Origin of the sequence: Trichodesmium erythraeum IMS101, from assembly GCF_000014265.1 — a bacterium.
GTDB lineage: Bacteria > Cyanobacteriota > Cyanobacteriia > Cyanobacteriales > Microcoleaceae > Trichodesmium > Trichodesmium erythraeum.
Genome location: NC_008312.1, coordinates 1,880,408 through 1,903,625 on the forward strand (window position 1 = coordinate 1,880,408; position 23,218 = coordinate 1,903,625).

Annotated in this window: 16 protein-coding genes, 1 tRNA gene and 4 pseudogenes; 9 read left to right on the plus strand and 12 right to left on the minus strand. The window is 31.7% G+C overall.

Annotated features, from left to right (window positions below):
* Nucleotides 1-3 precede the first annotated feature (3 nt).
* Nucleotides 4-732 (plus strand): 2-phosphosulfolactate phosphatase family protein, encoded by a 729-nt coding sequence (locus TERY_RS05640; protein WP_011610945.1) that lies wholly within the window; start codon nucleotides 4-6, stop codon nucleotides 730-732.
* Between the two features lie 182 nt (nucleotides 733-914).
* Here the strand turns inward: TERY_RS05640 and TERY_RS26145 are convergent.
* A pseudogene (locus TERY_RS26145) lies at nucleotides 915-1,938 on the minus strand (transposase).
* A 360-nt stretch (nucleotides 1,939-2,298) separates the two neighbouring features.
* Here TERY_RS26145 and TERY_RS05655 point away from each other — a divergent pair.
* Nucleotides 2,299-2,502 carry a hypothetical protein gene (locus tag TERY_RS05655; protein WP_044136466.1) on the plus strand — a complete coding sequence of 68 codons (204 nt, stop codon included), beginning with the start codon at nucleotides 2,299-2,301 and terminating at the stop codon, nucleotides 2,500-2,502.
* A gap of 126 nt (nucleotides 2,503-2,628) precedes the next feature.
* Entirely contained in the window at nucleotides 2,629-3,066 is a 438-nt protein-coding gene (locus TERY_RS05660; protein ID WP_011610948.1) for an ATP-binding protein, read from the plus strand.
* A 632-nt stretch (nucleotides 3,067-3,698) separates the two neighbouring features.
* Here TERY_RS05660 and TERY_RS29940 read toward each other — a convergent pair.
* On the minus strand, nucleotides 3,699-4,058 hold the full coding sequence (locus TERY_RS29940; protein WP_011610949.1) for a hypothetical protein: 360 nt from the start codon (nucleotides 4,056-4,058) through the stop codon (nucleotides 3,699-3,701).
* A 284-nt stretch (nucleotides 4,059-4,342) separates the two neighbouring features.
* Nucleotides 4,343-4,609 (minus strand): hypothetical protein, encoded by a 267-nt coding sequence (locus tag TERY_RS29945; RefSeq protein ID WP_081432406.1) that lies wholly within the window; start codon nucleotides 4,607-4,609, stop codon nucleotides 4,343-4,345.
* 344 nt (nucleotides 4,610-4,953) lie between these two features.
* Between TERY_RS29945 and TERY_RS05675 the strand changes: the two genes are divergently transcribed.
* Both TERY_RS05675 and TERY_RS05680 read left to right on the plus strand, forming a co-directional pair.
* Entirely contained in the window at nucleotides 4,954-5,340 is a 387-nt protein-coding gene (locus TERY_RS05675; RefSeq protein ID WP_011610950.1) for a response regulator receiver protein, read from the plus strand.
* On the plus strand, nucleotides 5,292-6,128 hold the full coding sequence (locus TERY_RS05680; protein ID WP_044136472.1) for a hypothetical protein: 837 nt from the start codon (nucleotides 5,292-5,294) through the stop codon (nucleotides 6,126-6,128). Before TERY_RS05675 ends, TERY_RS05680 begins: the two co-directional genes overlap by 49 nt.
* A 102-nt stretch (nucleotides 6,129-6,230) precedes the next feature.
* Here the strand turns inward: TERY_RS05680 and TERY_RS24820 are convergent, their stop codons facing one another.
* The gene (locus tag TERY_RS24820) at nucleotides 6,231-7,715 is read right to left on the minus strand and encodes a sigma-70 family RNA polymerase sigma factor (RefSeq protein ID WP_052845755.1); all 1,485 of its coding nucleotides are present in this window, start codon (nucleotides 7,713-7,715) and stop codon (nucleotides 6,231-6,233) included.
* A 946-nt stretch (nucleotides 7,716-8,661) separates the two neighbouring features.
* On the opposite strand from TERY_RS24820, the gene TERY_RS05690 reads away from it, so the two are divergent.
* Both TERY_RS05690 and TERY_RS32445 read left to right on the plus strand, forming a co-directional pair.
* The gene (locus TERY_RS05690) at nucleotides 8,662-8,904 is read left to right on the plus strand and encodes a transposase (protein WP_011610953.1); all 243 of its coding nucleotides are present in this window, start codon (nucleotides 8,662-8,664) and stop codon (nucleotides 8,902-8,904) included.
* A gap of 832 nt (nucleotides 8,905-9,736) precedes the next feature.
* A complete protein-coding gene (locus TERY_RS32445) occupies nucleotides 9,737-9,877 on the plus strand; it encodes a hypothetical protein (RefSeq protein WP_155994326.1) in 141 nt (46 codons plus the stop codon).
* 714 nt (nucleotides 9,878-10,591) lie between these two features.
* Here TERY_RS32445 and TERY_RS32450 read toward each other — a convergent pair.
* The 4 genes and pseudogenes from TERY_RS32450 to TERY_RS29960 all read right to left on the minus strand — a co-directional run bounded on the left by TERY_RS32450 (nucleotide 10,592) and on the right by TERY_RS29960 (nucleotide 15,568).
* Nucleotides 10,592-10,789, minus strand: coding sequence for a hypothetical protein (locus TERY_RS32450; protein WP_196797223.1), 198 nt, complete (start codon nucleotides 10,787-10,789; stop codon nucleotides 10,592-10,594).
* Nucleotides 10,790-11,627: 838 nt separating this feature from the next.
* Nucleotides 11,628-11,840: a hypothetical protein gene (locus TERY_RS34580; protein WP_011610954.1), complete on the minus strand. Its 213-nt coding sequence runs from the start codon at nucleotides 11,838-11,840 to the stop codon at nucleotides 11,628-11,630.
* A gap of 1,239 nt (nucleotides 11,841-13,079) precedes the next feature.
* A pseudogene (locus TERY_RS29955) lies at nucleotides 13,080-13,894 on the minus strand (IS630 transposase-related protein).
* Between the two features lie 947 nt (nucleotides 13,895-14,841).
* A pseudogene (locus TERY_RS29960) lies at nucleotides 14,842-15,568 on the minus strand (IS1 family transposase).
* Between the two features lie 1,874 nt (nucleotides 15,569-17,442).
* Between TERY_RS29960 and TERY_RS05715 the strand changes: the two are divergent.
* Nucleotides 17,443-18,712, plus strand: a pseudogene (locus TERY_RS05715) (IS701 family transposase).
* Between the two features lie 732 nt (nucleotides 18,713-19,444).
* Nucleotides 19,445-19,684, plus strand: a complete 240-nt coding sequence (locus TERY_RS24830; RefSeq protein WP_011610957.1) for a transposase — start codon at nucleotides 19,445-19,447, stop codon at nucleotides 19,682-19,684.
* Between the two features lie 313 nt (nucleotides 19,685-19,997).
* On the opposite strand, the gene TERY_RS05725 is transcribed toward TERY_RS24830, so the two are convergent.
* From TERY_RS05725 to TERY_RS05740, 4 genes are all read right to left on the minus strand, one after another.
* A tRNA-Asn gene (locus tag TERY_RS05725) sits at nucleotides 19,998-20,069 on the minus strand.
* 159 nt (nucleotides 20,070-20,228) lie between these two features.
* Nucleotides 20,229-20,774 carry an NYN domain-containing protein gene (locus tag TERY_RS05730; RefSeq protein ID WP_011610958.1) on the minus strand — a complete coding sequence of 182 codons (546 nt, stop codon included), beginning with the start codon at nucleotides 20,772-20,774 and terminating at the stop codon, nucleotides 20,229-20,231.
* Nucleotides 20,775-20,954: 180 nt separating this feature from the next.
* Nucleotides 20,955-21,650, minus strand: a complete 696-nt coding sequence (locus TERY_RS05735; RefSeq protein ID WP_011610959.1) for an ATP-binding cassette domain-containing protein — start codon at nucleotides 21,648-21,650, stop codon at nucleotides 20,955-20,957.
* Nucleotides 21,647-21,913 (minus strand): hypothetical protein, encoded by a 267-nt coding sequence (locus tag TERY_RS05740; RefSeq protein ID WP_011610960.1) that lies wholly within the window; start codon nucleotides 21,911-21,913, stop codon nucleotides 21,647-21,649. Before TERY_RS05740 ends, TERY_RS05735 begins: the two co-directional genes overlap by 4 nt.
* Between the last annotated feature and the right edge of the window lie 1,305 nt (nucleotides 21,914-23,218).

The following is a 23,218-nucleotide window of genomic DNA, read 5'->3' on the forward strand; positions in this document are numbered from 1 at the left end:
ATTATGAAAATATTTGTCTATCATACCCCAGAAGAAACTCCTACGGAAAATATGCCAGACTGCGCGATCGCAGTTGATGTCCTCAGAGCAACAACAACAATGGCTACAGCTATCTACGCAGGTGCAGAAGCAGTACAAGTATTTAGCGACATTGAAGAATTAATGACGGTCAGCGAAAAATGGTCTGCTGACAAACGTATTCGTGTTGGGGAACGAGGTGGTAAAAAAGTGGAAGGTTGTGATGAAGGCAACTCACCTTTAAACTTTACATCAGAAACAGTAAAAGGTAAACGCTTATTTATGACTACTACTAATGGCACCCGTTGTCTTAAGCGTATTCAAAATGCTAAGGTTGTTCTAGCTGCAGCTCTTGTTAACCGCCGCTCAGTAGTTGAATATCTGAAGGAAAATCAACCAGAAACAATTTGGATCTTAGGTTCCGGGTGGGAAGGTAGTTATTCCCTAGAAGATACAGTTTGTGCAGGAGCGATCGCTCATAGTCTACTTGCAGAAACTAACTCTCTGTCAGATGAAAATGTAGGTAACGATGAAGTATTTGGAGCTATGTCTCTCTATCTTCAGTGGCAGGATAAATTGCATGAACTAATGAACCACGCTAGTCATGGCCAACGTCTCCAACGCTTAGAATGTTATGAAGATTTGAAATATTGTTCTCAAATTGATATATTGGATGTTTTGCCTATGCAGAAAGAAATAGGAGTTTTGTCTTAGTTAATTAGTTGTGTCAAATTAATTATACATCTTTATATATAGGGCTTACGCAAGGGCACTATAATATAGCGTCTACTAATTTAGGCGTTGGCGGAGGATGGTGGCGGCAGCTATATCGCTTAAAAAAAATGTAGCGATCGCCTCAAAATAGATACCATAATTAAAATCAAGGTAAAAAGCAGCTATAAAATAAAAATTGCCCCGAATCTTATTGTGGGCTTTTTCAATTCTTGGCTCAAATAGTCTGAGAGTAATTCCTGTTTGACTTAATCAATAGTTTTTCCTATTTTCATTGCTAATCTTTTTAAGAAATTCTAGACTAACATAGCACAAGCCATGTGATTTTTTTGAATTTTACTAAGGTGACATTGACAAAATTCGATACCCGTTAATTGTTTAATTCTGCAGTGAAATTCTTCAATTTCCCATCTAGTTTGAGTCTCAAATTCTACAGCATCTACTGAAGATTGACTTAAGTCGTTAGTGACCACATATTCTGTTATGTAGGTGGAAACAGTCCCCCAGAATAGCTTGACCTTCTTATCCCTTGGAAAACCTTTAATTTTCATTATTTTACCTGATATTTTTTCTGATTTATTCCCACATAATTCTCCTATTTTTTTATATTTTTCTACTCCACCAGTATCATCTACTAGACGATTTATTTTTAAAGGACAGTAATATATTTTTCCCATATTATCTATTAATGCCATTAATCTTTGTGTTGCATACCAACTATCCATTAATACTGTCTTAAATAGTAATTTATTCTTTTTGACCACATTTAATATCATTTCTTCAACACTCTTCTATTTTGGTCTTTTTATTATTATCTGGAGCATAAATCCGATAAGCTATTATCCAAAATTGTTCAATAGTTGGATTAAAATATATACAGTTTACCATCCCAATACCACGAATTACTTTATGCTTATTACCACTGTACTGTTGCCTAACTAACTCAATTTTACTACCATATTCTTTGTTGAGCACTGTGTCATAAAAAATCAAATAACCTTCTGTGTTAGTGACAATTTATTCTTGAACATTTCGACCTAATTATTTGTAATCAAAATTTTCTATTTTTCAATAACGATTTATCGTATCATGGCTAATATTTTCTAGATAATTTGCCAAATTTGTGATAGTATAATTTGTATGAGAAATAAGTAAATATTGACAGTAATCAATATAGTTAAAATTCATATTTTTGGCTAAAATTAACTAACATAATTCTATAATAATTAGGGTGTTTTGGCAAAATTTATTTACAGTTAGTAATATTTATCATTATGAAAATTAACTTATAGAGCGTGTCTTTATATAAGTTATGATAATTTTGTCATTCAAGCGATCGCTTAAAAAATTATAGCGATTACCTGAATTAGTAGACGCTATATATAGTGCCTTTGCGTAAGTCCTGATATATATAATATAAACTAAATTCTTTCAACTCTTAAGACTGTCTATGAAACCAGCAAGCAAATATATAGAACTGCTGGGAAAAATGGCAACTATACTCAGAAAGTAACCCTGGGAGGAAAACTGCCAACACCTCTAGATATTATGGTAGAGGGTAGTACAAAAAAACAGCTTAAATCTAGTAAATCAAATTCACTGGATTTAGTAGAAGAAAGCAATTCATTAACTAATTCTTGTAATCAACAAAATATTAGGGACAAAAAACATAAAATATATCAAATAATTTGTGCTGATGTAGCTCATAGTTTGAAAGGAGAATTTCTAAATATTGGAGGTTCTAACGAATAAATTCGCTACTTATCTAATAACTCACCGGAAATTTTAGAGGAATGTGAACTAATTAAAAGAAGTCTTGAACATAGGCAGATTCGTCTACAAATGTTGATAGATTATCTGAATCTAGGTAAGCAAAAGATGAAACCTATTGACATTGAGAAACTAATAGGTGAGGTTGAGCTTTTGTCTAGGCACAGATTACCTTCAAATATAAAAATGGAAGTTAAGATACAGGAAAATTTGAAAGGTCGAACTATTCTAGGAAATTTTGATCAAATTAAGAGTGTATTGTTTGAACTGATTAGAAATTCTACAAAGGTATTACATAAACCAGATAGTAAAATCCAAATATTTGCAAGTTATGAAAATGATGGATTGATTACTTTATCTATTAAAGATAATGGCTCTAGTATTGAGGATGGTTTAAAAAAGAAACTGTTCAAAGAAATCGTAGATAGCGAAAGTGGTTCTGATATAGGATTGTATATCATTAACAGAATTATACATCAAATAGGAGGTGATTTAAAACTAACATCTTCGGAGGAAGGAACTACTATTACTCTTTTTTTTTCATGAGAGTTGAATTTATAAAATATATAAATTTGTAAGTTCAACTATAACATTTTTCCAAACTTTTATTTTATGGGTTTTAGAAATTATGGTATTGAGAATATTAATTGTAGACGATAATAGAGATACCCTCAAAAGATATATTAAGTCTTTAAAACGTAGAATCATATCTGAATTTTTTAATGTTGGTATAAAGCAGAATACAGAATCTAAATTCATCATAGAAGTAGAGGGATATGATGCAGTAATCACAGCACTTAAAAAATTAAGAAATTAACCATTTGAAATTCTCATTGTTGATTTAAGAATTCCAGGTTCATCTGGGCAATAAATGGGAGGATTAGAATTAATAGATGAGTCGGTATAGCTCGACTCACTTCGCCCTATTATTGTGATAACTGGCTCACGGGGTGACAAGCCAGTTGAAAGCTATATATATAAAGGGATTTGCCTTCAGGAGCTGAGGAATAATTCAATAAAAAAAAATCCTTATTGGACTGGGAAGGGGGTGTAGTGCGAGCGCAGAGCGCTCGCACTACACCCCCTAACTGGGTTGAATAATAATTCAAGTTGTGCAGTAGAATAATATCATGAAAAAACTTAACTTTATTAATTAATTTTTAATCAAAAATTACAGTCTAATTAACCACTTTATTCATCGCTTTTATTCCCCTGCGATAATATAGTAATTTATGAGGATTAAGGCTCATTAAATTTTCTACTAATTTCCACATTAAATCATCATTTATTGCCCAATAAACACTAGATAACCCTAAGCAAAAACTACTGTTTCTTCTTTCTTTTCTACCTCTTTCATTAGTTCTTGATATATATTCTTGAACTCCTTTATTTTTAATTTCTTGTCCTTTAAATGAACTAATTGTGTATGAAATAGCTATTAATAAAATTAGATTATTAAGTCTAGTTTCGTTGGCTTTTGCTGATTCTAGATTATAACCACCAGTTTTATAATCCTTAAACATGGCTTCTATGCCCATTCTCTGGCTATATATTTTTTTAACTTTTCCACATTACTATGATAAATTGGAGAGAGTATACCATTTCTCTGAAACAGAATTGTGACGATATTTCTGTCTTTTATATACAAGTAAATTATATGTTCCTACCTTCAAAATTTTGGTAATTTTTTGATTCAATAATAGTTGGGATTCACCGATATTTACTTTTAACTCTGAGAGTTGACAATATTTTCTCCCTCGTTTTATCATAGTTGATTTTTTTTGTCTCAAGACAAAATATACGTCTTTTTTTTTATATTCTTTCAACCAATGGCACAGGAAAATACTGTGGAATTCGAGGGTGCTGTGAGAATTATTTTGTGTACTTTCAATAATTTTAATACAGGGCGAATTACTGATTTTTGTTCGGTTAAATTACTAGCTCCTTTATGAGATAAAATCTTCCAATATATAGGTAAAGCTCTCTTTTTCCAAGCTACAGTTATCATTAAAATATTAATATTTTGCCACTGAGTGCGGTCTAAAATCAACACTAACTCTGAGGTAAAGTTGAAGAGATTTTTTACCATTATTTTGACTAAAGGGAACCAAAATATAGGTAAACTTAATTCCTTTAGGGTTAAAAATCTTTCGCATAAGTTTTCGCTTACTTTCTGATTTAATTGGTAGCTGAAAATAATTGGTTAGCTTTGATATTTGTACAGTTTTATGTACTGAAATTAAGTATAATAATATTTGTAATGTTACTACTTGAGATGGACTCAACTTTTGCTTAATATGGTCTTGATAAAAGCCTAATATATTCACTTTTTCTTCTTTTTTTTTTGTAATTATTAACCCTTTTTTATCATATTTTTAACAGTTTTTTTTAATGTTTTAATGAATAAATAATCAACCATGGGTAGGGGGTGTAGTGCGAGCGCAGAGCGCTCGCACTACACCCCTTCCCAGTCCAATAAGCGTTTTCTTTTTGTTGAAATATTCTTCAGTTCCCGAACACAAATTCCTTTCTATATATAGCTTTCAACTAGCTTGTCACCCCGTGAGGATAACTGGTTATGGAAATGTAGAATTAGCAAAGCGAACTTTAACTAAAGGTGTCTTTGATTTTATAGAGAAGTCTGCCACAGCAGTTGAAGATTTAGTGTCAGCAGTTCAAAGAGCCATAGATACTCGTAAAGAAAAAATAAGGCGAGTGGGAAACCCTTTTACACCAATGACAGGTTTAGAACCTACGGTTTTTGGTGGCAGATGGGAACAGGATTCAAAGTTGAGCGCAATAGGAAAAACCAGAAAATAATATCACCTAAAGCTTTTTTTAGAGACACTCTCACCAAACTATGGGAAGACATTGAAGATAAAACTGATGTATTTGTCATCCTTCTTGACGATCTAGAAAACTTGGCAGCAGTTTCAGATATTTTGATGACATTAAAGTCAGCACTATCCACAGAGTCACTGATGGAAACTAAAATTTTAGTTGGTTTGGCATCAACTTCCACAAGTTGGCTAGAAATAACATCTGTTCAAAAACATCATCCCCTCTCTAGATACTTTTTGAGTAGAGTAGAATTGACTTCGTTAACTGAAAAAGAGGTTCAAGAAACCATCCGAGAGTCTCTTGCAGGAACAGAAGTTTCATTCACTCAAGAAGTCATGCAGAATATATTTGAATATTCTAGCGGACATCCATTTGAGATGCAGCTACTGTGTTATCACCTTTTCAGTAATCATCTTTCAAGAATTGTAGAAATTGACATTTGGGAAAAAGCTTTACAAGCAACTGTGAGGGATGTGGGAAATGCTATTTTTGAAAAGTGGTGTTCTGACCTCAGTATTGATGAAGCAAAAGTTCTAAGGATACTCGCAGAAAATGAGAATTCTGTAGCACTAGAAAAGCTGGCAACTACTTTTGAGACGGAAAATCTGATGATCCCTCCAAATTATTCAGTTGAAGAAGTATTGAAAAGTCTTTTGCAGCGAAAGCTGATTAGTAGAGATATTTATGGTAATTATATCGTCAAAGATCTGATGTTTCGTACCTACCTCATTACTCATCTGAATTACAATAGCACTGGAAGCCACTGAAAGGAGTGTTAGAGAAGTTCAAAAGCTTTCCCCAAATTCAAAAGCAAGCTACGGGTTTTATAGGAATTTTCATGTTACAAATTGAAGTGCGGAATCTTGGTTCTAATGAATATATTCCCTGAGAATATGGTTTCGCTTTGGATCTTCTAACTTTCTCAATGCTTTAGCCTCTATTTGCCTAATTCTTTCCCGCGTTAAATTAAAAGTATCACCAATTTCTTTGAGGGTCTTTTCTTGACCATCATCCAAACCGAATCGCATTTGTAACACATTTCTTTCTCGTTCAGTTAGAGTTTTCAAAACACTTTCTACATCTTCTTGCAAGCAATTTTCAAAGACATATTTTGTTGGTGTTTCCCCATTAAATTTAATCATTTCCTTGTAGATAATGTTTTCCCCTTTATTTATAGGGTAGTCTAGAGATAAAGTTTCTTGAGCGCATTCTATAATAAATTGCAACTTCTCCGTTGTCATTTCCATGCGTGTAGCAACTTCTTCTGCAGTTAGGGGAGAACATTCTATTGAAATTTGCTTAACTATTTTCTTAATTTGGGAAATAGTTTCGTAGAGATAAACTGGCAACCGAACGATCCGAGAATAGTCACAAATAGCTCTGGTAATAGCTTGTCGAATCCACCAAATACCATAAGTAGAAAACTTATAACCTTTTGTATGATCAAATTTTTCTGTGGCACGAAGTAATCCTATAACTCCCTCTTGAATTAAATCTTGGAAGTCTAGACCACGGTTTTGGTATCGTTTGGCAACTGATGTCACCAGTCGCAAGTTAGCTGTCACCATTTGATTTTTAGCTCGTCTACCTTGCTCGAGGCGATCACACAGTTCCCATTTGCTCATTTTGGCTTCTGTTGCCCATTCTATTTCGTTAGGCGAACGGTTGAGCTTTTCCTCTAATTTTTCATAAATTTTCTCTAAAGCTAATAGCCCATCAATTTGATGTGCTAAATGAATTTCTTCCTCAGGGTGCAAGCGGGCGAAGCTATTAACTTGCTTATAATAAAGTTGAATTGAGTCTTCAGTAAATGTTCCAGTAGGCGGTTCTATGTCTGGGTCGTAGCTACCTTCACTATTATGTTTATTTGTCAATTCTTCTGTAGGTTCACAATTATTTATAGCTACATTTTCTAGCCAGTAAGTATCATAATAATTAGGATTTTGACAATCAATTAACCACCATTTAATTGAAATTTTAATATTTTGATTTTCTCTTCTATGAGGAGCAACTATTATTAACTTATTATATTTTTTTGTGGCAATTAGCAAGAAATTATTTTTGTTTCTCAAGATTCCCTGAGAAATAGTTATTATTCTTTCTTGCTCTTTATAATTTGTTTTAAATTTTTCTTGTCTTAATTCTAAAAGAAATACTTGTAATTCCTCTTGGTTCGGATTATAAATTTTATAAGTATTATCAATCGTTTCTCTGCAATAACTTGGTAGTTCTAGTTGTTCAATATCTAAATGTTCAATTTGGAAATTGAAGCCAAGTTTTTCAAACAAAGCTACTATCTTTTTCGGGCTACTAATTTTTTTTAGATCGTCTAGTTCTAATGTATGCCCTATCATTATCATCTATCTCCAAAATTAATTTATCTTAATATCTTTAGTCCTCATTGATGTCAATTCAAGGCATTATTTTTTCTGTTTTTTTCGATTAGTAGCAAACTTATAAGAAACATTTTACTTCTATTTACTTCTGTTTCCTGAATTATTCTGATAGGTTTTTATGGGAATCATCTTCTGCACCGCTATCGTAATCGTTTATTTTTCCCTAGTGACTCAAAGCTTCAAGTCAAGCAAAGCCTTACCTTTCTTCAACACAAGTAGTAATCACCAGATAAAAGTTTTAGCTATTACTACCATCAAAGAGCTTAATGAATCCATATATTTTATCATTATACCATATTTATTTTATGATGTCAAAAATGATGCTTCAAATTTTTATGTAATTATGTTTGCAGGTGATTTATTAAATAATATATCACTACCATATTTCAAATACTATGTCAAATATTTGTTGTGTTGACTTATATTTCAAGAAAAAATTTAGGCTCATTTCCCATCTCTGAGTCAGGTAGAAAATTATTTTGTGGCGCGGGAGTATTTAGACACATTGCAGAAAACGTCCGTAGGGATTAGTAATTGGAGTTTGGTGATTGAAAAGAAGAAAAACAATTAGGCCTGAGCAATATAGTAGCCGATCATAAATGGTTCGGACATTAGTTAATCCTGAAATTATCTCAATAATTACTTTTGAATGCATCACTTTTTCCTGAGCTAAAGCTATATTTTATAAACATTTTTTTTAGAATATAACATAGTTGAAAATATAGAAAAATTATATTGCAAAGAAATAGTTTTTTTTAAAGAAGCATATTTAAGAGACTGTTTTTCAAAAAAAAAACTAAAGATGGCCATGAAAAAGTATTGAAGGTAGGAAAATAAAAAAAACAATGATCACTGTCAAATAAATGTCGCGAAAATCTTTAGCCAAGGCTCTAAGCCCTCGCCAGTGGGAACTACTCGAATCTCTGCTACCGAAACCTCTACTCAACGAGGGCCAAAACCAAATGCTAATCTCATAGAAGTAGTAAATAGTATATTCTATATCCTTTACTCTGATTGTCATTGGCGTTCTTTGCCCCAGGATCTACCACCTTGGCAAACTGTGTCAACAAAATTTTCTAAATGCAACGGATATGTTGTTTGGGAACAAATCAATCATACTTTATGGCGAGAGACAAGAGTCCAATAAGCAAGACTTAATGGAGAACCTACTGCAGCCATTGTTGATTCTCGTAGGGTAAAAACAACAGCAAAAAGGGGGAAGTATATGGTTATGATGGTGGTAAAAAAGGAAAAAGTCTTAAGGGTCATATCTTAGTTGATACTCAAGAAATACTACTAAGAGTAGTGGTAAGTGAGGAAAATATCGGAGAACTCTTAGGGGCTATAGCCTTGGTCATGAAACAGGGTGAAAATATTCCAGAAACACTAATTATACCACTTATCAAAAAAAATGCTATGCTTCATACTGCTATCACATATATGTAAAAAAATTACTTATTCATATTAAAATTGTTAATTATACCTACTTTTTCTAAAGCCTCAATGATGAACTGCTATCCTGTTAATGAAGCTACAAAATCCTGGTTAATATTTAGCAGAATTTCCTTAAATTTTTTCTCAAAAGTCTGATAAATCTCCAATCTGATACAACTGCCCAATTACTTCTTTTTTTTGTATCCATATTCAAGAACTAATAACCTACCTGCTGGTAAAATTTTTTGAGTTATTCAATGTTTTCAAATTGTTGACTCGGTTCAGGATGTTCACCTATTGTTATAGGTTTTTGGGTCTAACCCTTGCGATAGTTATGCTGTGTTAACAGTTTGTCTACAACTGTAAAGTAAGAATTGAGATGAGATCGATTACTTCGGTAGTCATAAGTCTCTAACTTCTAAAAATATTAACTCACTTAACAAAAAATCAAACCATAGTAAAGTAATTATCTCAATGAGTCACAGCTCCTTCTAAATGCAGGAAAACTCAACCAGTTATCAAAAAAATAACTGGTGAAAATGCTGTTGACTCAACAAAAAGTAATGGAAAAACTACAACTTGAAATTGAGACATTAAAACTTAGTCGAGAAACTGATAGTAAAACTTTTTCTAAACCCCTATCAACAGACTTGCTGAAAAAAATCAGACAAAGCAAAATACTCTAAAGATACTGGAAGCTCTGAGGCAAAAAAGAAACTCCACCGGGGGCAACCAGGTCATCAGAGTAAAATACCTCAAGGATTTCTAAATTGAACAGAATTGAAATCCTAAAACCTTATGTATGTATGAATTGTAGTCAAACATATTTTTAAGATGAGCCAATTCAAGTAGAAACCCAACAAGTAGCACAACTGGTAGCTAAAACCATAGAAGTACTAGAGTACCAACGTCACAGGTGTCACTCTAAAAGCTGTAGTCAAGAGACATCTGCGGATTACTCTGCTCAGATGATATAATTAACTTGATTTAGGGCTCAAGCTACAAGCTTTCTTGCCGTAATTAGGTAATTATGGACATTTACCTGAGGAAAAACAACAAGAGATGTTATGGGAGTTGGGAAAAATTAAGATTGGGTTAGAGACTTTAGTTAATAAACTTCAAAGTTGTAGTTAATAAACTTCAAAAGTTGGAGTCAGCAATAAAACCTTATTTAGAACAATTATCAAATTGGGTAAAAACTGAACAACCAGCAATTCATATAGATGAAACGCCTTCGCTACTCAAAGGAATTAAGTAGTGACTATCGGTATTTACAAATAAAGATTTCTGTCTATTTAGAGCAACAGACACTAGAACCTATCCCACTAATAAAATGCAATGAATCCAAATTGTATAGTGGCGGGCGCTACAATTGCTTCAATACAAGCAGAAATACCCTCCTATCCTACAACTAGGCGACGATATTTACCTTGATCCCAGGCAAAACAACCCTCTTGTTGAAAACGAGACACAGAAACTTTGATTGCACTTCCTGGTTTCTTTTTCCTTTTCCCAAGTCGTTTGGGCATTTGAGGTTTAATCCCTCTTTGATACCTTGCTTGTCTTTGTCGTTGCATCATATCCTTTATCAGTAGCAATGACTTGAAAGCCCTTACGTGGCCGTCCTCTTTTGTAAGTTTTCAGACTAGTACTATCAATTTAGCAGAATTAGCTGTTCTCTTTCATTGCCATTAACAGGGGTAATATAGTTAACTACTGGTTATCCATTTCCTTGGCTCAAGGTATGAATTAAAATCTCCTTCCCTTTACGGCCGTAAGCTATATCCTCTCCTTCACCCTGACCAGGAAGAAAAAGCTTCATCTACAGCTGTGTAGCTCCAATTGATTAGTCCTTGGTTGTTTGCAATTTCTAAAATTCGTCTTTGTAGATGTTTGAGAGTTCCATCTTCTTCCCAATGCTTCAGGCATCTGTGTGCTGAACTCTTGGAAGCCCTAATCTCTCAAGCTGTTACATCCCACATTTTGTGCTTCATTATGTAGCACTAAAAGATACATGAATCATCATCAGAATTTAAGCCAACAAATTAAACATATTAATTCTATAGAACACAAAAAAATCAGTGGCATGAGTATTGTTTGCAAACCAGAGATTTCTTTTAGCAGGAGAAAGTACAGGAGCAACTATACTCCTATTGATAGCATCAATTAATTTTTGTAACCATTCAAAATGATTCAAGTGGTGTGAACATATGCGTTAGTGTGCGATCGCTTATTATTAAAATCACAGATAATATTTTTGATAACAAGAGGGTAAAAACTCTAAAATCAAGCTCCTTTTTTATGTGAGATTAACTACTTTTTGTAATTGATTAATTATTAACAAATTTACTCATTGAAAATATTAAAATATCCATCTTAATATCGGAGTATTTATCAACTTTCTTAACTAGTTTTTCACTTCACTATTGTTTTTTTTTAAGTCTTTCTCAGCTCTTTTTTACCAAAATTATACAATAATAAACACAGTAACATAATAAACAGTATTGTTTCTACTATTTCTGGTTTTTTGACAAAAAAACTATCGGCAAAAAATAGTTGAGCTTTGAGAACTCTGAAACCACGTTCACAACTCTGTTGGTTTTTATAATTCCAGAGTATTTCTGGGCTTTGAACTTCTGAATACGACATGGAGTATGAGGTATACCTTTACATTCTTTCTGGTGAAATAGGAAAAATATCTTCAAATAACTTCCATTCTATATCACTTAATCCTTCAAATATACCTGGTATCTTCTTTTAATTACCTATACTGAGTAACGCTTATCATAGCGTCACCATTTTACTATATTTTACTATTAGTAGGATAGATTTATGATGTTGCTTTCCCTGTAACTTGAACGATCTTAGAAAATATTGGGAAATCAAAAACTTGTGAAAGAATAGATTTGTTAGCTCAATTCTGAGATACTTTTCCCGATGCTCAAGAATTGTATCTTTGTAGTGATAGATAGTTTATCCCTCAAGAGTGGTTAACTTACTTAGGAATTGAACCTCAAATTCCTTTCCCCCTGAAGTAAAAAGCAGATCATAATATTGGTGATTACTCAAAAAGTTTAGCCACATCAATTATCTTTCCTAACCTTCAAATTGGGGAATATAAAACTATTTTAGGAAAACGATGGGTTTGGTGCAAACAAGTGTATTTTTCAGCTTTACGTTCAGATGATGGAGAATTACTAATTGTGATTAGCAATAATTCAGCTTTCACAGCGCTCGCATTTTATGCTAATTGATAGGGGTGTGAAATACTCTTCGGGATGTTTAAAACCAGAAAATTAAATTTGGAATCAACTCATCTAAATCAACTTAAAAGACTGAGTAAATTATTGGCGTTAATAAGTTGGGCTCTATGTTGGACAATTTTAATCGGGGAATGATTACATAAACAAAGACCCTTGAAAATCAAAAAATACGGTCCTAGGGCAAAAAGTATTTTTCGTTATGGACTGGATCATTTACCGGCGATAGTTCTTGACATTGATTTAAAACAAAATGAATTTATTAATTGTTTAAATTTTTTGTCTTGTACCTAGAATAAAAACATCTAAATGTCAAGCATAAAGATTTAAAATATGTTGATTATTATCAATCTTTTACAATTACTCAGACTAACTATACTATAACAAATTTAGCACTATCCAAATCGAAAATATTAACCATGATAGAATCAACCATTATTTAAGATGTGAATCTTTAAATTAACAATCTTTATAATGAAATATTAAAGTATAAATTTTCCCAAATACATCCACGTATCTAGTTTTTTATCACACAGTAATTTGCAAAAAGTATGGATATAACATTGAACTTAGACGACGACAATATAACGCCAGGGTATATATAGTCATTTAACTTAAGAGTGAGACATTAAAATCCACAATAATCACAGATTATTTCATCTAAGTCTGTATTTGAAAGAGCATACATTATGGCTCTCTTTAAGGCACTAAAATCATGTTCAATATCCTTCAAGTCAGGAAAATAATTAGGCATAAATATGACCTAAAGAGCTCCATATTCAAGTATTTATTTAATCACTATTTTTTGATGAATTGGTGCATGATTTATAATCCAAACTGATGTAATTTTCAATGATGGCAATCAACATATTCATAACCAGCCTTCCCAGTTTTCTACATTCAAACTTCCTATGAATATCATTGATGGAATTAAATCTTTTTTTCCTTTTTTTATACCAGGAACTAAGTTTTCTCTTTTTCCCCTTTTTCCTTGCCTATCTCCAGAAAATTTTCCCCTCTTTTTGACCACAAATAAAGACAATTTAGAAATTATTCAAATCCTGAATCCAAAAGAAATACTAAACTTTTAATCCCATATATTTTGATTAATTTCCATAAATCCTGATAAGATTTTATCCATTATTATCTACTTCTTTGCACCATAACATAGTTCTTTTTTTTCTGGTTATTTTCATTTTTTTGATAGACTTAAAAATTGCATTTGTACTTACACCGTAATTTTTTAGCTGTGTACTTTAATCTAGCTTCTGGATTTTCTGATTAATCTATTGACAATTCTCTTATATCTAGGGAACGCTAGAGATATTTTACCTTTGTTGCTACCAGTTCCTTTCTCTCAAGCCATCTGTAGATTGACCCTATTCCTATTCCAAAAACTTGCGCCGCTTTGCTGACTCTAACACCATTTTCTATTATTACTATTACTTTTTATCTTCAATCTAAACTATAAGCCATGATTTCTATTCCCATACTTTCTCTGTTCAATCTTATACTCTTTTTATTTCATTCTTAAGTTAAATGACTATATCCTTAACCTGAATTATTCATGAACAAAAAAACTAAAGGAAAAAAATAAAAATAAACATATTGATTAACGGTCGATAATCAAAATTAGTCAAATAACTTAAAATAACTTAAAAAAAAACTTAAAAATTTACAGTTATTTTTCTCAAAAAAACCCTAAAAACCTCAAAAATTTTCTTTTTAATTCTTTAATTATATGCTCCAAATTTGTAGTTATTTGAGCATAAAAACTATCATAAATTTATTGTTTTTTTTATCTCCATGTTTATGACTAAAAATTGAGAATTTATAATTTTCTATAGCCCATCTAATTTTATCAATACTTGATGAGGGTTATTCCAACTTTTTTATCAGCAATAAATATCATCAAATAAATGAAATTTTTGATTAGTTTGATAATAATTTAATCTGGCTTTATCTAATAAATAATTAATTTTATTCTGAACACTGCATTACTACTAAATCCAAAAACATATTGTACATTTTGATCTTCACACACTTTAATTATTTCTGGTAAAGAAAAGTATCGATCTCCTCTTAAAATAATCGAAACATTTTTTCATGCTTTTTTTTATTGCCAAAATCACCATCATAAAATTCCCTTTATTCCCTTGGCCGAATGAGAAGTTATTCCCCCTTCATTGTAATATTAAAGTAACACCAGTTTTTGCCTCATTAATTCAACAATAAAAATAGATTTTTTACCCATCAAAATCATGAAATAAACTTAGTTGTTGATTACCATAATTTACCCCATCGTTTTCATCTATATCTAAGCTAATTTTTTTTGATGCATTTCTGAATAACTTTCAATAAATGGTAGTCCTGTATATGTAGTGATAAAATTACAGTGAAGCGATCGCTTCATTATAATGATTAATGAAATACCAAATAGCTCCTAGATGGGACCGAAGCTTTTTAGAAAAGGATAAAGTCTTTCTGACCAACCGAGAAATTCTTTGACGCAAAGTATTATTCAATCTTTCTATATAAGCTGTTAAACCTGAATATTCCCCACTGATTTATGTCTCTCTTCAGGAAAGACAAGCTCGTAAGCTGACCAAAAATCTGTATAACAAACTGCACACGGCCTTAAGACACCGTGGGTTAGAATTCCATAATCTATGCTGCCCCTTTTTCTCCTCTTTCCCCTAAGTAAAAACCCACAATTTCTTTAGTTTCTATATCAATCGCTAACCACAGCCATTGTTTATTATTTTTATTGCCTACAAATGACCACATTTCATCACATTGAATGGTGAGTTTACCTGTTTTTTTTTAGTACATTTAATAGAGCGTGAAACCTCAGCATACTTATTATTGACGTAATTCTGGAGCCATTTTTCTGACACGCCTGTTACACGGGTTATACCAGCTAAACTAATTTTTTCTCTATTTTAATTTATCAATAAGTTCTTTGGTTTCATTACTAATATAATCTCTTTGACTATTTTCGACAAATTGTCTCTGACAATTTTGACATTGATATTTTTGTTTTTTGTTGTGAATAGTCCCATTTTTGACAATATGATTACTGCCACAACTAGGACAGATTAATTTATGAATGGACATCTGAATTATATAGATTTTTTCTTATTACTGTCATAGATAATAGCATACTTTTTTCATGATAGTTGAGTTTAATTCTTGATAGTTTAATGACTGATTATTATGTAGCGATCGCCTAGATAAAAATTTTGAATTATTAAGCATAAAAAACTTAATGTTTTCAAGATTGATGTCAATAACTAATCATTTATATTGGCTTATCACTACATATACAGGACCACCCAATAAATTTATCAACAAAAAAACATTAACTTTTTAATTTATTGAGATAAAAGTTGATTTTCCCATCTACTCATTGTCTCTTGAGCAGCCAAAAATTATCCTTCAATAGTGAGTGTTTTTCAAGAAATAAGCGGCACAATAGAATCGTTGCATAAATAATTCCTATGATTTGATAAATTCTTTGAATCACTAATTATCCCAAAGAATGTTTAACTTGATTAACTTCTATTTTTTGATCTAAACAATCAGCAAATTTTTGACAAAATTTCAGATTTTTTCCCTTTATTTAACCACTAATAAACCAGCATCTTAACTGAAATAAAGGGAGTAAAACTTAAAATCCAATTTTTTAGTAACGGGAAAATTAAAAGGTAATTTCTGACTAAATAAATTCATTTATGTACAATTCAAAATATCATTAAATAATCAATATTTAACGATAATATTATAACTTATTAATAAATAAAAAAATCAGAAATTAATTGTTTTTACTAATATTTATTCCAGGGGAGACAAAAAATACAAACTGCTGGGACTGTGAATTATCTACAAGTAACACTGAATATATGTTTTGAGCTTATTTTCCATTTTCTCATGAATAATTCAAGTTAAAGCTGGTTAAGCTATCTGGCACTTCATCCATCATTACAATGCCTTATTGTCTAAAGCCTTATCCTTTCCCTTTTAAGACTACCTGTTTTGACGTCCATTTTTATTGAACTTGAAAAATCTTATAGTTTTACATTTTCTTTTGCCTATAGTTCACTTAAAAAGATTTGTCAGGGCGAACAGCCACAAAATTCAAGGCTCCTAAGATTTGATATCTTCCTTGGCCTATAATGCTATGATATTACCACTACGCTGAAACTTCGATGGGGGTTAACTTTTCTTACCCTAATGTAATTCAAGTCCTGATCGAGAAACTTGATACTAGTCAAACCCCTTGCGTGGTAACTCCGTTCTTTGTATCGGACTGCCCACCCGTGAATAACTAACAAATAATTAGGGTTTGCTGAATAAATCTAAAAAACTTACACAATAATGATTTTAGGTATTTTTCATCAGAAATAGTATCTAATTTTCAGCTAGAATAAACCTCTATAATACATACAGCATGTAAAGAAAAGTAGGCCAACGTGACACTCCACCAGAAAATTTTTAACTACCATTCAATGGCCAGTTATCCCCAGAAAATCCTTGGGTAGTGATGGCTATTTTAATTCCTTGGAAGAAATATGAAGATGTATATGCAATCTTTTTCTCCACCATAAATAGGAGCACTTAAATTAAATTTAAGAATAGAATTAAGGGCGTTAATTATTAAATAAAAATTAGGTATAAGGGGTAGAGAAAAAGTATAACAAATTAAGTGAAACCACTATTTATAAGAGTTTATTGGTCTAAAAACCTATAACAACCAAGATAATTTTTCTGCTTCAATATTGGTTCATTTTATAGAGAAAATAGGTGCATATTTAATCAATAAAATTAATTTAGATGTGGTGAAAATCAGAGTAAAACTCAGGAATATGAAACAAAAAAAAGAACCTTATTAGAAGATATTAACGGGACTTTAGTGAAAAAATAGTAAAAAAAAGGGTATAATGTATACCTGATATGTATTTTACGTTAATTACTGGCCTGGGAAAAGTTTGATGAAAGAAACAACTTCAGTGGCCATGCCCTCTTGTTTCCATCGATGGTGCGATCGCTTTAACAATGTCTTTAAAACAAAAGCCCAAAAAACAGGGTTTAGGGAATATATAGGAGGATTACTCTTGAGAAAGCGATCGAAAAAACTTGTCTCAAATTGCCAACAACACTGTAGGTCACACGTACCACAAATTACGGCATTTTCTAGTTCGAGCAAATTGGTCTGTAGATGCTGTGAATGAGCGTCGTCTTCAAGTAATGTGGGAACGTCGCCAAACAAAACCTTCTCGATCCTATTGCTTTAATTATAGACGATTCAGGCCACAGAAAAAGTGGTAATTTTACTGCAGGAGTAGGGCGGCAATATATAGGAGAAATAGGAAAAACAGATAATGGTGTAGTCGTGGTGACAACTCATCTTTATGATGGAGTTAAAAGTCTACCTTTAGACATAGCTTTGTATCAGAAAGCTGATTCTTTTCCAAAAGGAAAAAAAGACCCAGAATTTGTCAAGAAACCAGACGAGTGCAATGTCTCTAGTAGATCAATGTTTGTCCAGAGGACACCAACCAGAAATTGTGTTAATTGAAATTTGGCTATGGTAACAATACATCATTCTTAAATCAACTAGAGAAAAGAAGTTTAACTTATATAGGAGGATTAGCTAAAAATCGAAAAGTCATCATTAAAAAACAAGATGACATTAAAGAGGAAATTAGATTAGACAAGCTGGCAGAAAGTATACCTCAGAAAGCTTTCAACTTAGTTCAACTAAGTACAAAAAATGCTAGAGAAGTTTGGGTAGCTACATTAGAAGTAGAAATATCTAGGATGTCAGGTCAAAAAACTATAGCTATCGTTATGAATGCTAAAAGTTTTTCTGAGGCCACTGATATTAACTATTATATCACTAATAGAGAAGACAAATATGTAACTCCTGAGTGGATATATTCTACTTATTCTCAAAGAAATTGGGTGGAAGTTTTCTACAGGGAAGCCAAAGGATGGTTAGGATTAAGAGAATATCAAGTCAGAGATAAAATCAGCCTTAAAAGGCATTTTATTTTAGTATTTTGTGCTTATACATTTATTATCTGGCATCAGTTAACAGGAGGTATAAGAAGGCGTTGGGCTAACAAACCATTAAATACGTTTACTGATACTTTAGAAGCATTTCGTACCGCAATATCTTATCGTTTTGTTGAGTGGTTAGATGAAAACATCGACGTATTTACCGCTCATAAAGAGAGTTTAGGGTTTGTTTGGGCTTGAAATTTGCTAAAGTCCCGTTAAGGAGTTCAAAAATCAAGGTAAATTAATTTAAGGTAAATTAATTTAAGATGGCACCTGCGCTCCCAACTATCCGAAAGACTTAAACCTATTAAATCATGGCATAATTGAAACCTAAATCATCTAAGATATTCTCTTAAAATGCTGTGAAAATCAGTTTCACAAAAAAATCATTACTCACCGTCAAACAGCAAAAAAAAGAATATTTAAAGGTAGGTAAAAAAAGACGAATAACTACTAAAGCTATCAGGAAAGCCATCAAAAAATAACTGAAATATGTAAGTAAAAACTTAAGCACCCAAAAGGCTGTTAATTGAGAATGGTGTCCGTCATGAAAGTTTGAGTATTAGAAAATATAAAACATTGTTGGATTTCTGTGAAATTTAGCGTCAACAATAATTGATGTGGGATAGCAAAGAACAACGAATAGATGGTATAATAATATGTTGAAATCAACCTGATATGCGTCTAATAGTAAGAGTAAAAGGGGGAAAAGTACAGAATTTGGAGCCAAAATATCTGCAAGTTATATGGATAGATATATATTTTTACATAGAATAAGTTAGGAAAACTATAACGAATCTTGAGATTTAAAGGCTTAAGTTGAAAAGTGGAAAAACTATATAGGTTATTACCCAGAGTCAGTTCATGCAGACCAAATTTAGCTAACATGAGAAAACCGAAAATCATGTAAAAATAAAGGTATTAGAATCAGTGTTTCATTACGGAATATCACCCAAAAATTTTGATAAAGAACAGAAAAACAAGCTCAGGAGTGATGAAATATTAGGTCACCATATTGAAGGTAAATTTGCCCAGCAGCAAAAGAGGAGTCATAAGAAAGTAATAGCTAAACTTTCTAAAACTTCTACAACTGCAATCGCAATTACTTTTTTTACTTTCTTAGTAATCAACCTTTCTACTCTCTTAAAAGAGGCTTTTTCTCTTTTTTGATATTTTTTGTCTGGGTCTTTTTAATAATTTCAACTTATAGTTGAATAAATGATGATAATTTTTGATAATCATCAATTTTTTTTGAATAATAAATCAACTATTTTCATACTTTTTCAGAAAACCCTAATTTAGAACAACATATGTATTCAAAAAAAACAAATGAAAACTGAGTCTAGAGCCGCAAGGCTTTAGACTCTATTTCTTGGTAACTATTTACTTACAAGTCAATTATCATATAATTCTTAACTATCAGGTCTTAGTATAAAAATAGAAGTACTAAATATCCCTATATCAAGAATCTAATAATTTTAAACTCCCCGGGCAGGATTCGAACCTGCGACCAATCGGTTAACAGCCGACCGCTCTACCGCTGAGCTACCGAGGAACGAATGTTTAATCACTTATTCCTAAGTACCGATGATTTATTATAATCTTAATTCAAGAGATTTGACAACTCCTTTTCTATATTTTTTTATTATATTTAACATTAAAGAAATTTATAAATTGGAATTGAGTTCTATAAAACTATGTTGTACGATAACAATCATTTTTCCATTCTCAATTCAGCTAAACGCTTTTGAGATTCTGGATCTAAGTAACTAGCCAGAAAACGACCTGATGCCCTTTTATTTCGTTGACATCTACTCCGAACACAATTCGCTGCACTTTCAACATCATGGGCCAGCTGTTGGGAAGACATCCATTCGGCACCATAACCAATCACAGTAAGCCTTTGCACTCTATCTGAAGTAGCTACAATTAACCTACTTCTAGACAAATGGACTTCAGTACGAAGACTAGCACAAGCTTTCTCTATATATGTGTCTGCTGTTTGACCAAATTCTGTATAATGAACCGATAACTTATCAGTAATAATTTCTTTTGTAGTAGGAGTATATTGATATTGAGAATCAAATACTATCTGAGTATTTAAGTCCTGACTAGCACTGTAATTTACCAAAGCCTCAATCAAATCTCTTCTGGCTGTTTCTAAGCCATGAAAATTGCAAATTTCTCGGAGACGAGACCATAAACCAATGACATTATAGCCATCTACAAGCAGAATAGTTTGTCTTAAAGGGCGTGACATAACTCAAGATAATAATTGTTCCAAAAATATTAATAAATACTAACTATTATAACACCTATCCAAATTTTATAGTAATGTATTATTTATTACTTACCCAAAATTATCCACGCTACTATGTTCAATATTCTGAATTTTTAACGAAAAGGCTTAGTGATTTAAGTTAAGTTGAATAGTTACCGCTTAAAATGAATCTTTAATTAAACGTTGCTTTAAAAATTCAGGGTTGCCTTGTGCTACTACCTGACCTTTATCTAGTAAAAATCCTCCATCACAATAATCTAACTCATTTAAGCGATGAGTAACCCACAGAGCAGTAATACCTCGGTTTTTCACCAAACTTTGCACTTGAGTCAACAAATCTAATTGACTATCTGGATCTAGTAAAGCTGTCGGCTCATCTAAAAGTAAGATGTCACAGTTTCGAGCAATAGCACCAGCAATAGCAATTCTTTGTTTTTGTCCCCCACTCAAAGCATATATAGGTCGACGTTCTAGTTCTAATAAATTTACAGTACTTAAGGCATCTTTAACCCGATTACGAACTTGAAGTTTAGATAGTTTCTCTGCAACTAGACCAAAAGCTACATCTGCTCCTACTGTAGGCATGACAAGTTGATGATCAGGATTTTGGAAAACAAAACCTATCTTTCCTTCAAAATTAATTGTTCCTGACTGAGGAGACAAAAGTTTAGTCAATAATCTTAATAAAGTTGATTTACCACTACCATTAGTACCCAAGAGCATCCAAAACTGTCCCTTGGGTACTTTTAGAGAACAAGAGCGTAATACTTGAGAGCCATTAGGCCAATTAAAACAAATATTCTCTACTAAAATTGCTGAACGAGTGGCAATATTGGTTTTATCCTTTGGGTTCATTGAGCTACAGTTACAAAACCAGGTGGCCTTCCAGTCGCAGCAGCACCAGATTTTTGGGAAATTTGAACACCAGAAACTTCACTCATTACTACAGCAATCTTTTTCTCCGGTATTTTCTCACAAGTTAATTCTAAAATTTGAGGATTTCCAGAGCGAATAGACTCAACGATTTGTTCATAAGTAGATTCAGCATCCTCAGCGGACTTACGTTGAATTGAAAATGGTACAGGAGTGTACTTCACAATGATATCAATAGTGAACATTTTTTAATTAGTGAGTGTAAGATATTAGATTACTTATGTCGCCTTGGTTCTCGGCAGTAATAGAACATATATATGGGTAATAACCAGACTTTTTTGTTGCTTATCCAGAATTATACCACTCATAGTTGCAGTTGGCTGCGGAACCAGAACCTTTAACTACTTTGTTTCTTCTATTAGTTAGATTGTAACATTGGGTCGCAAACTATAAACCTTAAATTTTTGTATGCAAATTTCACCTAAAATTGCCAGAAGCCCAGTCCTATAGTATTTCCTAGTAGTACCTACCCCTATTTCTACGCTTACACCGAGTAGATCGGGGTTAGTGATTGTATATTATAACTGTGACATATAATCATAACTATAACATAGAACAAATATTAAGAGTTTATCCAATTCACATTATTGCATGCCTACTTATTTATTATAGTAAATGTAGTCAAAAGATTAGCTATACCTTACTAGTAATTGAGACAAAAATCAAAGGTAATTAACATCACTACAACGTTTTAGCCCAAATAATTTTCACAAGTAAATTCATCATAAATAGTTATTTTATCCTTTACATAAACAATAAAAACCTCAAGACAAATGACTTATAAAAGCTTTTTTAAAACAGCAAAATATAATAAATTTTATTAGACTAAAAAAACTAAAATTTCTAGCTATACTTTACTTTTATCCTAAAATATAAGGTAGGAAAATTACCTAAATAGAAAAATTCATCAAACCTAGATTTTATTAAATCAATATTGGTATGATCTCTAATGTAAGCAGATGTCAAAAATTATATTGCACCCAGTAAAATTTCTATCAAAAATTTTCTCCGTTTTAAATACTCATAAATCATGTTCTTTTAATTACAGAGTAAAGTTAGCTTTGACAATGCTTATTGGCATACTCCTAAAATCAAAAAATATTCCCTTTCTTAGTTATAGAATATTGACCTTAAAACCGATCTAATTTTTCAATATTATTTTAAAACTTATTTTGAAATGGTAATAGTGATTCAATCTTTTAAACATTACTTAAAGTAGTAATCTCTAAATCTAGACTAATTGATTTATTATTTTCTGGTAAAGCTTCTAGATTAATATCTAGAACAAAACTTACAAAGTAACGATCAGCAAATTATTTAATTATTCCAAGGGATATAGATTTATTTGGATTAAGCTTGTAATTATTACCTACAAAAGGAGCAGTTTTTTTGTTTTTATAGATTTAGATTGAGGAACTTTAACCTTTATTCTTTGACGTTTACCTTAACAACTATTAAATAAACTTTTTAATACTATTAATAGTATATAT

Bases quoted from the DNA above. Each gene is read 5' to 3' on its own strand.
- TERY_RS05640 (WP_011610945.1), top strand. From the start codon at position 4: ATGAAAATATTTGTCTATCATACCCCAGAAGAAACTCCTACGGAAAAT.
- TERY_RS05660 (WP_011610948.1), top strand. From the start codon at position 2,629: ATGAAACCTATTGACATTGAGAAACTAATAGGTGAGGTTGAGCTTTTG.
- TERY_RS05680 (WP_044136472.1), top strand. From the start codon at position 5,292: ATGGGAACAGGATTCAAAGTTGAGCGCAATAGGAAAAACCAGAAAATA.
- TERY_RS05655 (WP_044136466.1), top strand. From the start codon at position 2,299: ATGGTAGAGGGTAGTACAAAAAAACAGCTTAAATCTAGTAAATCAAAT.
- TERY_RS05740 (WP_011610960.1), bottom strand. From the start codon at position 21,913: ATGTTCACTATTGATATCATTGTGAAGTACACTCCTGTACCATTTTCA.
- TERY_RS29940 (WP_011610949.1), bottom strand. From the start codon at position 4,058: ATGGGCATAGAAGCCATGTTTAAGGATTATAAAACTGGTGGTTATAAT.
- TERY_RS29945 (WP_081432406.1), bottom strand. From the start codon at position 4,609: ATGGTAAAAAATCTCTTCAACTTTACCTCAGAGTTAGTGTTGATTTTA.
- TERY_RS34580 (WP_011610954.1), bottom strand. From the start codon at position 11,840: ATGTCGTATTCAGAAGTTCAAAGCCCAGAAATACTCTGGAATTATAAA.
- TERY_RS24820 (WP_052845755.1), bottom strand. From the start codon at position 7,715: ATGATAGGGCATACATTAGAACTAGACGATCTAAAAAAAATTAGTAGC.
- TERY_RS05735 (WP_011610959.1), bottom strand. From the start codon at position 21,650: ATGAACCCAAAGGATAAAACCAATATTGCCACTCGTTCAGCAATTTTA.
- TERY_RS05730 (WP_011610958.1), bottom strand. From the start codon at position 20,774: ATGTCACGCCCTTTAAGACAAACTATTCTGCTTGTAGATGGCTATAAT.